The 13,191-nt window shown below is 53.8% G+C and carries 8 protein-coding genes; 7 read left to right on the top strand and 1 reads right to left on the bottom strand.

The features are described 5' to 3' along the window. Position 1: 1 nt before the first annotated feature. Positions 2-1,519 (bottom strand): bifunctional ADP-dependent NAD(P)H-hydrate dehydratase/NAD(P)H-hydrate epimerase, encoded by a 1,518-nt coding sequence (nnr, locus tag F3J38_RS18585; RefSeq protein WP_167140843.1) that lies wholly within the window; start codon positions 1,517-1,519, stop codon positions 2-4. Here nnr and queG point away from each other — a divergent pair. The 7 genes from queG to F3J38_RS18620 all read left to right on the top strand — a co-directional run bounded on the left by queG (position 1,518) and on the right by F3J38_RS18620 (position 13,117). Then, positions 1,518-2,657 carry a tRNA epoxyqueuosine(34) reductase QueG gene (gene queG / locus F3J38_RS18590; RefSeq protein ID WP_167140844.1) on the top strand — a complete coding sequence of 380 codons (1,140 nt, stop codon included), beginning with the start codon at positions 1,518-1,520 and terminating at the stop codon, positions 2,655-2,657. The two genes, nnr and queG, sit on opposite strands and share 2 nt — an antisense overlap. Before the next feature lie 675 nt (positions 2,658-3,332). Then, positions 3,333-4,301, top strand: a complete 969-nt coding sequence (locus F3J38_RS18595) for a helix-turn-helix transcriptional regulator (protein WP_167140845.1) — start codon at positions 3,333-3,335, stop codon at positions 4,299-4,301. Between the two features lie 342 nt (positions 4,302-4,643). Next, entirely contained in the window at positions 4,644-7,424 is a 2,781-nt protein-coding gene (locus F3J38_RS18600; protein ID WP_167140846.1) for a TonB-dependent receptor domain-containing protein, read from the top strand. A 79-nt stretch (positions 7,425-7,503) separates the two neighbouring features. Next, entirely contained in the window at positions 7,504-8,295 is a 792-nt protein-coding gene (locus tag F3J38_RS18605; RefSeq protein ID WP_167140847.1) for a hypothetical protein, read from the top strand. Between the two features lie 218 nt (positions 8,296-8,513). Next, a complete protein-coding gene (locus F3J38_RS18610; protein ID WP_167140848.1) occupies positions 8,514-10,322 on the top strand; it encodes a type I secretion system permease/ATPase in 1,809 nt (602 codons plus the stop codon). Next, positions 10,319-11,668 (top strand): HlyD family type I secretion periplasmic adaptor subunit, encoded by a 1,350-nt coding sequence (locus tag F3J38_RS18615; protein ID WP_167140849.1) that lies wholly within the window; start codon positions 10,319-10,321, stop codon positions 11,666-11,668. The genes F3J38_RS18610 and F3J38_RS18615 overlap by 4 nt, the downstream gene beginning before the upstream one ends. Next, positions 11,669-13,117 carry a TolC family outer membrane protein gene (locus F3J38_RS18620; RefSeq protein ID WP_167140850.1) on the top strand — a complete coding sequence of 483 codons (1,449 nt, stop codon included), beginning with the start codon at positions 11,669-11,671 and terminating at the stop codon, positions 13,115-13,117. Positions 13,118-13,191: the final 74 nt, after the last annotated feature.

A 13,191-nucleotide genomic window follows, 5' to 3' on the forward strand; every position in this document is an offset into this window, starting at 1 on the left:
TTTATTGTTGGATCATCTCTGGATTAACAAACTGCCACAGCAGTTCGAACAAATCAGTGGCTAACATGCCTCGCGTCCCGCGCTGACGGGCAGCGGCATCAGCTGCTGCCCCATGAGCGACGCAGCCCGCGCAGGCTGCCTCAAATAAATTTAGTTTTTGCCCGACCAGGGCCGCAATGATGCCGGTCAGCACATCGCCCATACCACCTGACGCCATGCCCGCATTACCCACATCAGCAATCGCCATCTCACCCACCGCGCTAGCCACAATGGTGCCAGCGCCTTTCAACACCACCACGCCACCATATTGTTTCACCAGGGTCTGCGCGGCATGTAAGCGATCGTGTTCGATTTCAGCGGTTTTCACACCTAATAAACGTGCCGCTTCGCCGGGGTGCGGCGTAATAATGCGATTCTGACGGTAATCCTGATTGATTGCCAGCAGGTTAAGTGCATCAGCATCCCAAAGCATCGGCTTTTCACTGGTCGCTACCTTCTTCAAGGCCTGCTGGGCCCAATCGCGTTGCCCCAACCCCGGTCCGATGGCGATGACATCAGCCCATTCCAGCGCGTGATCCAGCGATTTATCACTCAAGGTTTCGACCATCAGCTCTGGCCGCGCGGTAAGAATCGGGCCGATATTATCTTCATGTGTCAGCACGCGCACAAGCCCGGCACCGCTGCGCAGTGCCGCCTCCCCCGTCATGCGGATGGCACCCGCGGTGCCCGTATCGCCACCGATGACCAACAGGCGGCCGTGATCGCCTTTGTGCGAGGTGGCGCGACGCGGTTTCAGCCAGTGTGTCAGATACTTTGCATCGTAACGCGAGAGGGGGGCCACTTCGCCAGCAAGATAGGCACCTAAACCCAGCAAGTCACAATGCAACTGGCCCACGTAATCACGCGCTTTACCGGTCAATTGACCCGGTTTTAACGCGATCATGCTGAGCGTGTGATGAGCAATAACGGCGCTACCGGGCGTGGTGCCCGTCGCAGCATCAAGCCCTGATGGGATATCAATGGCCAGAACGGGGGCAGCATGCGCATTGGTTAATTCAATTAGATAATCATACGGAGCAGCAGGGGCGCGATTGATACCTGTGCCCAGCAGCGCATCCACAATCACATCAATCTGTTCTGGCCAAGCGGCTTCCGCTGCATGGATGACGCCCCCTGCCGCCAGCCAAGCCTCCTGCGCAAGCCGCGCTTCTTCAGGCAAAGGCTTGTTACCGACACACGCCAGCAAGGTGACATTCAGGCCCGCCGCTTGCGCCAGCCGCGCCACGACATATCCATCGCCGCCATTGTTGCCATGACCGCACAAAATCAGCCAGTGCTGCGCCTGCGGCCACTGCGCTCTTGCCAGCTCATAACTCGCCTGACCCGCGCGCTGCATCAGTTCATACAGCGTGACACCCATACTGTCAGCAGCATCACGTTCCAGTTTCCTCATCGCCTGCGCAGGCCAGACAGAGTGTGATAAACTGCGTGCGTTTGCTTCAACTTCCTGGTTTCTCATGTCATACCCTCTCGATCTTCAACAGCTTGCCCAACAGATAAAACAGTGGGGGCGCGAACTCGGCTTTCAGCAGGTTGGTATTTGCGATACCGATCTCAGCGCCGAAGAACCTAAACTACAAGCCTGGCTGGAAAAGCAGTATCACGGCGAGATGGATTGGATGGCGCGTCACGGCATGATGCGTGCACGTCCACATGAACTGCTGCCCGGCACATTACGCGTGATCAGCGTACGTATGAATTATCTTCCCGCTAAAGCCGCTTTTGCCAGCACCTTGAAGAACCCACAGCTGGGCTACGTGAGTCGCTATGCGCTGGGCCGCGATTATCACAAAGTATTGCGCAATCGACTGAAAAGGCTTGGAGAAATGATCCAGGCACATTGTGGCGAACTCAACTTCCGCCCGTTTGTCGATTCCGCGCCAATACTTGAACGCTCAATTGCCGCCAAAGCAGGATTGGGCTGGACCGGTAAACATTCACTGATTCTTAACCGTGAAGCGGGCTCCTGGTTCTTCCTCGGCGAGTTGCTGATTGACCTGCCATTGCCGATTGATAAGCCTCAGGAAGAGCAGTGCGGGCGCTGCGTTGCCTGCATCACCATTTGCCCCACCTCCGCCATTGTTGAACCTTATGTCGTAGATGCGCGCCGCTGTATCTCCTATCTCACCATCGAATTGGAAGGCGCCATTCCCGAAGAGTTCCGTCCCCTGATTGGTAATCGAATTTACGGCTGTGATGACTGCCAGCTGATTTGCCCATGGAATCGCTATGGCCAACTGACGGATGAAGAAGATTTTTCCCCGCGCGCCGTTCTGCACGCGCCAGAGTTGATCGATTTGTTCAAATGGGATGAGGCGAAGTTTTTACGCGTCACAGAAGGCTCCGCGATACGACGTATTGGGCATTTGCGCTGGTTAAGAAATGTGGCAGTAGCGTTAGGTAATGCGCCTTACAGTATGGAGATCATGGAGACACTGAGGTCACGGCTGGGGGAGCATTCGATGCTGGATGAACATATTGATTGGTCAATCAGCCAACAGCAGCAAAAACGCAGTGAAAATGCAGTTGAAGTCCAGCTTGCGCAGCAAAAAAGGCTGGTACGGGTCATTGAGAAAGGCTTGCCGCGTGATGCCTGAACAAAAAATAGCAAAGGTTATGCGTTAAAACCTTTTCCACACGCTGTGCATAAAAATAAAAACTTGTTGTCATTCAATTGTCATAGCAGTTGCAATGCATTATTTCAACATTTCGAAATAAAATATTATCCAATAAAATCAACTTGTTATTAAAATAATGTAAATAAATAGAGCTGAATTTGGCTTAATAACACCAATGCAAAGCTGTGGATAACTCTGTTTACGATTTTTTGTAAAATGGCAAGAGTCGCCAGAGAGAATAGCGCTTACGCTGTGGATAATTTTTAAATCAAACGGCAAATGAGAAATTTTGCATGGAGAGTGACGAGACACTTAACTCATTGATTTTTATAGATTTTACCGCATGGAATGCCGGAAAGGTCGCTATTGTGGACTGAATTGCCTGGGATGGCAAGCCTTATTGCGTATTTTTTAGCGTCGATCATCCATCATCATGGCGCATATTATCGCGAAAATCTTTTAAGGTAAAAGCGGTTAACAGGCCCACATTCAACTCAAGTTGGGGCTTAAAATCCACTAAATCCGCAAAAAAGAACGGGTTGATAATTGCTTGTCATCACCTCTCCCACTGTTATTATCAATAATGATAATCATTTACAATAAAAATAACACCGCGCGCCAACCAGCAGCGATACGCACGACAGGGAAAACGTTATGGCAGACACAGCAAGGAGTGCGATGGACAACTCGCGCCACAATCCCACTCAGGTGGCCCAGCAAGCCCTTCCCGAAGGCTGGGCGCGCATCATTCGAATGGAGCAACCTCGCCCCGGCGTGAATATTTGCTTTATGAATGGACGCCCGGATAGCGCATGGACCTTCAAAGTTGAGGGCGGCGCTTCTCTCTCAATGAGCATCCTTTTACGCGGCTGTATCGAGGCGGGCTTTGATAACGGAGAGACTTTTCGCCTGGATGCTGGCTGCGTCAGCCTCACTGCCACCGGTGAACAGGTGTCAGGATGGGATACGCTTACCCCAGAACCTGAGTTCCGTCTGGTCAATATTCACCTGACGCCAGACGCGTTAGAAGGCATGACCGGTCTCAGCATGGATGACGTGTTGAAATACATGAAGTCCATCCTGGGCGGGATGCCACACATCAACGCCAGCGTGGCGCAAATGCCCATCTTTAGCGGCCTGCAACGTTTAGCGGCTGAAATTAGTCAGTGTCGTTATCTTGATGATAAAGCGAGGAATGTTTTTCTCTGTGCCAAAGTCAGCGAGGCCATCGCAGCGGTGCTGGATAAATGTTCGCGTGAGCATGGTAATGCGTCAACGCTGCGCGCTGTACCCTCCGACCGACTGCGATTACTGCAAGCGCGGGCCATGCTGGAAGACCGCCATCAGGAAACATGGAGCGTGCAATCACTGGCCGATGCTGTTGGGTTGAATGAAAAGCGTCTACAGGCGGGCTTTAATGCGTTATACGGTGCCACCGTCCACGAGTCTTTAACACGCATTCGGCTGGATGTCGCGCTAGCCATGCTCTCCTCGGGAGCCAGTGTGACAGAAACAGCGCAGGCCGTAGGGTTCGCCAATGTCAGCCACTTCAGCAAGGTGTTCCGGAATCAGTTTGGCATTGCCCCTAAAAAATGGGCGCACGGACATTTGCCAGAAGAATAACCCTCCACTTCTTGCGGCGATTTGCAGCGTACTCACTTAAAAATGGTCGCAATTTGTCATCCCAACGTAAGTGTAATGTAAAAATATTTCCGAAATTGACAAGTTTTGTCTGGAATGCGGTAGCCGATATTTTGTTCTTCTCTTAGCATCCTGGCACCTGCAGAAAAGGTATTCAGATAAATCTTGATTGGTTGAGCCGCTTTTACGATTGCAACTCTCCTTCTCTGAATCCAAACGCCGGACATGTGCGAGATAAAAACGAAATAACTATCAATCTCATTATCATTCGCATACTCATAAAAACATAAGGGATTGTTTCCTTTTTAACAGGCTGATACCGACATGATTTGGGATCGTAAAGCGGGCAGATATACCGGCACGCTCTCTAAGATTACGTTGTTGACCTTGATGTCATTTTCCAGCGCGCAGACGCTGGCGCAGCAGACTGCCTCCACCGGAGCGGACGCCAAGCCGACTTCCGCAGATACCCTCACCGTGACGGGAAGTGAGCCTGCTGCACCGCCACCGAAAACCATGCTGAACGCCGGTGCCAGCAAAAAAGACCTTGAACGCCGCAAAGCCAGCCACCTGAGTGACGTAGTGGACCAGATCTCCGGCACCTCGATGAACAGCCTTTATGCGCGCCCTGATGTGTCGATTGGCATTCAAGGAGTGGCGGGCTATGGTCGTGTTTCGCAGCAACTTGAAGGCATTTCACAAAACTTTACCGCCTTTACCAGAGATATCGGTCAAACCGGCTCAATCTATGTTGAGCCACAGTTTCTGCAATCTATTGATGTCACGCGCGGCGTGAATACCTCCACCGGTACACTCGGCAGTCTCGGAGGCAGCGTCAATTTCCGCTACCTGGATATTGACGACGTGCTGCGTCCCGGTAAATCGCTCGGTGGCATGGTGCGCGGCTCAACGGGTTTCAGTCAGTATGCCAATGGACAAAAACCGTCGGGCGCCGCTTTCCTTGCTGGCCGTGATGAAAGCTGGGATGTATTGCTCGGCGTATCACGCAGCAAAAATGATGCTTACAGCGTGGGGAGCAATTTCAATCAGGGTGAGATGCTTAATGGGTTTCACGCGACCAATCTGCAGTTCTATGATGATCAAAACACTTATTACAATTCGGCCGAAAACTGCCGCTATGGTGGAGTTACAGGCGTCTCTGGCGGTTTTCAGGATGGCCTGAATAACTGCATGCTGACACCTCAGCGTTTGCAATGGCTAAAACAGGCAGCCAAATCCGGCGCGCTAAAAGGCACTGAGCGAACAGCTGATTCACAAATGCTCCGCCTACGACATTACTTCAACGACGAATTTAACCAACGCCTGGATTTGTTCGCCTCAGCCAGCCACTCGCGTTTTGAAAGCGATCAGAAGCCGCAAATTAAAGCGTCTAATAATGGTACTGACGCGGAATGGTTCGGTTCTCCGTGGTCGGTGAAAAATGAGCTGGATAGCCGTGTGATCAGCCTGAAATATCAGGGTGAATTTTCTGACCTAATTAACCCCAGCATTCAGATTTACCACGAGCAGCAAAGAAGAAAACAGGGCTGGCTCGGTATTGCTGGTTCCTACGCTTATAACCAACCGCTGCATTATGACGTCGATAATCAGTCTAATGGCATCAAGCTGGCTAACAGTAGTCATTTCTCACTGCCGGTGGTGGGCAACTGGCGACTGGATGCCGGCGCAGAATTGCGTCGTGAAAAGAAAACTGTTGATAGCCTTTCCGAAGAAGATGCGCTGCAGAAACAATATGCTCAATGGGGTCTGACCTATGTGGTGCCTGAATGGGACACCGACTCGCGCACTATCACTCAAAGCCTCGCCCTTAATCTCAGCACCGACGACGATGGCCCGCTAAAAATTAGCGCCGGAGTCGGGTTCCAGCACGTGGCAATGGATGTTTATTCACCTCGCTATCTCAGCGGGAATATCGGCAAGGGTGGCACAATTCCAGGGTTCCAACCGTTAATAGACCAGTATATTAGTGCGGGCGAAAGCTATGCGGACGCCACGGAAAAAGCCCTTGAAGAACTCACCGCTGCAACCGATGCAGTTAAGATCGATCCCAGCAACGGTAATGGCTACACGCGCTGGGTGACGGATAACCAGAAGCATCACTACAATCTGAAGTCCGGCAACCTGGCGGTCCAGTATACCCTGCCAGGAACAGGGCTTACTCCTTATGCTTCATTAGGTTATGGTGAACGAGCGCCGACTAGCGGCGAGATGTACATTTCCGGCGCCTGGATGCGCCAAGCCTTTATTGCCAACCCTGATTTGAAGCCTGAAAAAAATCTCTCTCTACAATTAGGGCTCAATTATCATCGCCCTGCCCTGTTTACCGAGTCCGATGATTTCAGCGCCGGGGTAGGCTTCTACCGCAACCGCATCAAAGACTATATCGGCTACGGTCCACTGTGGATGAGCAACGATATTATTGGTGAAAATGGCGGTAGTGCCGGGCAAAGTGTTGGCAGTGTCAACAATCTCAGCGCGGTGATTCGTCAAGGATTTGAATTTAATCTCGCCTATCAGCAACCTCTGTTCTATATCCGCAGCAATTTGACGGTGCCACTGCGTCACGACAATAAAATGTGCAGTGCGAATTCACCCAGCGGCAACTATTACACCCAAAGCATTGCCGATGACGGCACCACCACGATTACGCGCGGTAGCGGAAATGGCGGACAGAGTTGTTACTCCGGCTGGAACTGGATGGAAACCAGCCAGATTGAGCCGATCCGTGGCAGTCTCACTGCAGCGATCACTCCTTATCATGGCCAGTTAGAGCTGGGCGCGACACTTATCTACCGTGGCAAACAGCGCGCCGCTTATTGGTATGTCAAAGATGCTCAGCCGGGTTCGGCAGCAGAAGAGAACTCACAGCAATCGCTGCCCGATCACGATGGCTGGATTACCGCCAACCTATGGCCCAAAACATTCAAAGTCGACCTCTTTGCGAATTACAAAGTCACCGACGATCTGAAACTGGGTGTTTACCTCGCCAACCTGACCAATCAGATGGACGGTACCACCACCAGCATGGGTTACAACTTCTACCCCGGCCGAACCTTAACAGCCAATTTGGAATATCGTTTTTAAATTCAGTTGGTTGAGAGAGTTAGCTTGAAGAAATCAGGGTCAGGATGGTACCTGGCCCATCACAAAAGGAGTAAGCCGTATGTCTTTACAGACCGATGTCACGACCTGGCGTAACAACTTCGACCAAACCAACATCAACACCAATAACCCCGCTTATTTAGGGTCAATCAAGGATACCAGTGGGGTTTATCACACCGGGGCTGCTAGCTATCAAGCGGGGACTAACAACCCCTATCCTTTCACCATTTATGCAGGCCAGGGGGTTAATCACACTACACCCGCTGCTGGAGGGGGCAAATATGTACTGACCTCTACCAATGGATTCAGTTGGACCACCACCGACAGCGACGGAAATGGCAAATATGAATTCAATACCAGTGGCGCACTTAACACTTTGACTCTGGGGACAACACCAGCCACGGATCATGGTGCCGCACCCGCATCATCAACTCTGACATCATTCCTTAGCTCTGCGCCATTGATTCAAGTAACGGGCTTTAATGTCGCGGTGGATTATGTTGCGCAGCATGAGTTTGGCGTAGCAAACGGCAACTCGGCGATTGCCGTGACCGGCACCTTTGCCAGTCTTCTGTCCAACGCTGCATTGTTTGATAGTAGCTCATTGAATGCCGCCATCATCTACGATCTGACCTTCGACAGCACCAGCACTCAAGCCTTTGAGTACGTGCTGGATAAATACCTTGAGTCGAAAGGTTCGGATATCACCGACACCTACGCGCATATTCAAACTGCGCTGGCCGGTTCTGGCGTATCCATCACTTACTACGCCCAGGCAAGTAGTGCGAGTGGCGTGACCACTGCAGCAGTGGCGCAGGCAGAAACCTCTCACGAGTTACTGCATGCAGCCTGATAGGGTGCCAGAAAACCTGACGTCACTGACGGGCTGATTTCAACGCAGTTTTGAAGCTGCATAGATGTTAAGCCCCTCGGCGGCGAGGCTTGGCGTTCCAGCGCCAAGCCTCACTTTCCGGCAATCGCGGAGTGTAGCGCTTTGCCACATCGCCTGCAAACAGAAGCCGCAGGCCGTATTCGTTACCCCGACTTCATGGGGAACAAGGCTAACGTAACATGACAACAGGCAATGCCCGGCTGGCAGATCAGGCGCGCGGCGAGCTTGCTCGCGCCCTGCTGAGCTATAAACGCAGTTTCATCCATATTGGCGTCTTCTCCGGCGTGATCAATATCCTGATGCTGGCCCCGGCGCTCTACATGCTCCAGGTCTACGATCGGGTCTTAACCTCTAACAACACCATGACGCTGCTGATGCTCTCACTGATGGTGATCATGATGTATGCCCTGCTGGGCGCACTGGAATGGGTACGCAGCCTGGTGGTGCTCCGCCTGAGCACCGGCTTTGACCGTACACTGGCGCCACGTGTTTATGACGCAGCCTTCAGCGCCAACCTGAAAAGCGGCAAACTCAACGCCGCTCAGCCACTGGAAGATTTGCAACAGTTACGCCAGTTCGCTACGGGTCAGTCGCTGTTTGCCCTGTTTGATGCCCCCTGGTTCCCGGTCTATTTGCTGGTGATGTTTATGTTCCACCCGCTGCTGGGCTGTTTTGCCCTCGCCGGAACAGTGATTTTGATGTTTGTCGGCTGGCTCAATGAACGCATGACGCGCCCACATCTGCAGCAAGCCGGATTTCTGGCGATGACCTCACGCCGCGATGCCAGCGCCAACCTGCGTAATGCCGAGGTGATTGCCGGTATGGGCATGCTGGCGCATCTGCGCCAGCGCTGGGCCACACAACATCTGGGCTATGTCCGCGAACAAAATTTGGCCAGCGCCCGCATGTCGGCGATTCAGGGCTGGAACAAGGGTCTGCGCCTGACCATTCAGTCGCTGGCGTTAGGTGTGGGCGCCTGGCTGGTGCTGCAACACGAGATGACCGCCGGCATGATGATTGCGGGTTCAATCCTGCTGGGCCGCGCACTGGCACCTATCGATCAGCTGATCGGGGCTTCACGCCAATGGAGCAGCGTCAAAGAAGCGGAGAAACGTCTGAGCCAGTTACTGGCTGAATTCCCACCTCTGGAAACCGGCATGGACTTTCCCTGCCCGGCTGGCGCACTCAACGTCGAGTCCTTAACCGCTGCGCCGCCCACTCAGACACAGCCGGTGCTGCGTGGCATTGATTTCACCCTGCCTGCCGGTGAAACCCTGGTGATCATCGGTTCGTCCGGCGCGGGGAAAAGTTCGCTGGCTCGCTGCCTTGTTAACGCCTGGTCTCCGCTACGCGGTTGTGTTCGTCTTGATGATGCACCAATGACCCAGTGGCGCAGTGAAGCATTAGGCGCACGCATCGGCTACCTGCCTCAGGATGTCCAACTGTTTGCGGGTAGCGTGGCGGAGAACATCGCCCGCTTTGGTGATATGGATGACAGCCGAGTCATGGATGCCGCACAAATGGCCGGCGTGCATGAACTGATCCTGCAACTGCCGGAAGGTTATCAGACCCTGCTGGGCGAAAACGGCATGGGTCTCTCCGGTGGACAGCGGCAGCGCGTGGCGCTGGCGCGAGCACTTTACGATCGGCCTCGCCTGGTGGTGCTGGATGAGCCAAATGCCAACCTCGACCAGGCGGGTGACGCCATGCTGGCGCAAGTGATTGCACGGATTAAACAAGCGCAGATCACCTGCGTCGTGGTGACCCATAAACCCGACATTCTTAAGCAGGCCGATAAGCTGATGGTGTTGCACAGCGGAACGCAAGCAGACTTCGGCCCTACGGCGGAAGTGATGCAGCGTATCCAGCGCGGCAACGCCCCGGCACAGCAGGTGTCTGCGGTACGTCCGCCGCATCTGAACAGCCGCGTCACACCGTTGAATCGCACAGGCAGTGCCGACTTTACCCAGCGCCGGGAGGGTGCATGAGCAGTAAATCCATTATCAGCCTGCCTGTTGCAGGCGAACTGATTGATCCCACAGACGATCTCCTTTCCGTCGATAACCGCCATTATGTGCGTCTTGGCTGGGGAATCGTGCTGGTTGGTTTTGTCGGCTTTCTCACTTGGGCCTCATTGGCGCCGCTGGATGCAGGCCTGCCGCTTGAGGGAAAAGTAATTGTCAGCGGTAACAGCAAAGCGGTGCAGCCTGTCGCCAGTGGCAAAGTCAAACATATCCTGGTACATGAAGGCGATGCGGTTCAGGCAGGCCAACTGCTGGTCGAGCTGGAACCGGACCTGCCTGCTAATCAGCTTGATTCCCTGCGCTTTCAGTACCTCAGCAGTATTGCCAGTGAAAATCGCCTGACCGCAGAGCGCGATGGACTCGCCACCATCCCCTTCGATAGCCGCCTGCGTGACGGTCGCTCACCGCGTTCTGGAGAAATCATCCAAACGCAGCAGCAGCTGTTTGACAGCCGCCGCAGTTCGCAAAAAGCGACCTTAAGCGGGCTGGAGGCCACCATCAGCAGTGCCCGCGATCAGTTGAACAGCCTGCGTAAGGGCTTAAACGCGGTACAGCAGCAGCGCGGCGTGTTTCAGCAGCAGTTAAACGATCAACGCGATCTCGCCGACGAAGGGCTGCTGGCGCGCAATCGCCTGCTGGAGAGTGAACGGCAGTATATGCAGCTTAATGGATCGATTGCCGATCAGCAGGGCCGTTTAGCCAGTCTGCAAGGCCAGTTAATGGAGTCTCAGCAACGTCTGATCGAGCAGCGCGACAACTACCAGAAAGATCTGCGTAACGCATTGGCTGAGACGCGCACCCGCAGTGCCGATCTGCAAGGACGCCTCGACAGCGCGGAATATGAGGTCAGCAACACGCGGATCGTGGCGCCGGTTAGCGGCATCGTCGCGGATGTCAAAGTGTTCACCGAAGGCGGCGTTGTGAATGCTGGCGATCATTTGATGGCTATCGTGCCACACGACCGTCCGCTGCAGGTGGAGGCGCGTCTGCCGGTCGCCTCGATTGATAAAGTCCACGCCGGGCAGAAGGTCGATCTGGAATTCATGGCGTTTAATGTCGCCAGCACGCCGAAAGTGCCGGGCACCGTACGGATTGTCTCCGCCGACCGCATCGAAGCGCCTCAAGGTGAACCCTACTACAACGTTGAAATTGACGTCGATAATTTGCATAGCCGTGAAGTCCTGCCGGGGAAAAATCTTCAGCCAGGTATGCCGGTCACCGCTTTCGTGAAAACCGGTGAACGCACCATGATGAGCTACCTGCTGAAACCCCTGCGCGATCGCAGCCGGATGGCGATGACGGAGAATTAAATGAAAGGAATCACCTTTGTGCACCTGAAAAGCCGCAGGTGCCCGGTGGCTATTTTGCTACTGAGTGCGCTCGCTTTACCGGCTCACGCCGCCATTTTTACCGATACGCCAAACTCGCCGCGCGCCGACGCCGTGGCAGCGAGCAACACACTCGATCTGGCGCAAGCCTATGCACGTATGTTGTACAACGACCCGCAAATCAAAAGTGCGACGGCAGCGCGTGATGCCGGCCGGGACGAAAGCGGTATCGCCCGTGCCGCATTGCTGCCTCAGGCATCCATTACCTATCTCCGCAACCGTACCGATCTGAAAGAGAATATGACTCAGAGCACCGGTATCGCAGGTTTGCCCGACGAGCATTACCAGGTAAAAGAGAAGTTCTACGGCAAACGTGCCGGCATCACCGTTGAACAATCGCTATTTGATTACTCTGCCATCAGTACTTATCGCATCGGAAAAACCCAGGCGCAGTATGCCGACGTGCAGTATCGGCTGCAGCTGCAGCAGGAGGCCGTGACCCTGATTGATACTTATCTCAATGCCCTGCTGGCTCGCGATACCTTGCAACTGGCGCAGTACCAGCTGCAGGTGTACGAGGATATGCTGCGCGACAACCAGCGCCTGATCGATCGCGGCGAAGGCACGCGTATTGATACCCTCGAAACGCGCGCGCAGATCAGCGCCACGCGTTCGGAGCTGATTAAAGACGAAAATGATCTTAAGGATCGATTGGGCGAGCTATCGGCTCTGGTAGGCGAGCCCGTACAACCACAGCAGTTGATGGCGATAAACCTGCAGCATGGGCTGCTGCCATTACAACGTCTCGATCTGCCTACTCTGTTGAAAGATGCCAACGAGCAAAACCCACAGATGCAGGCTGCGCGACTGAGCGTGCAATACAGCGATCTCACCATCGAGAAAGCCAAGGGCGAGTTTATGCCCAAGGTGAGTGCTTTCGCCTCACGAGAGCATATTGAATCGGACAACATCGATAACATCGGGCGGGACTATTACGACAATACTATTGGCATTCAGGTCTCCATTCCGCTGTTTAACGGGGGTTCCAGTTACTACACTGCCCGACAGGCGTACAGCCGGCGTGAACAGGCACAATATGAACTGGAGCACACCAGTAACAGCACTGCGACCCTGCTAGAACAGTATTTTCGCGTTACCGATACCAGCTTAAGCCGCATTCGTACACTGCGGCAGAATGTCACTGAGAGCGAGGATTTAGTGCAGGCGATGCGACGCAGCGTGGCAGGGGGCGAACGCACCAACACCGATGCGCTACAAGCGGAACGTCAGGCCTTCCAGGCGCGGCTGGCGTTAATACGCAGCTATGTGGAGTGGTTCCAGGCGTATGGGAAGCTACAGTTTTATGCTGGGCGTTTTTCTGAGGACGATATTGTGGTGCTGAACCGCCAACTGGTGATGGCGCGCCAGTAAGGCAAAATAAAGACGTAAAAAAAGGACCTTTGAGGTCCTTTTTTCATGGCTCGTAGAAAAAATCTACTGAACCG

The sequence above is a fragment of the Candidatus Pantoea formicae genome, assembly GCF_011752625.1.
Classification (GTDB): Bacteria; Pseudomonadota; Gammaproteobacteria; order Enterobacterales; family Enterobacteriaceae; genus Pantoea; species Pantoea formicae.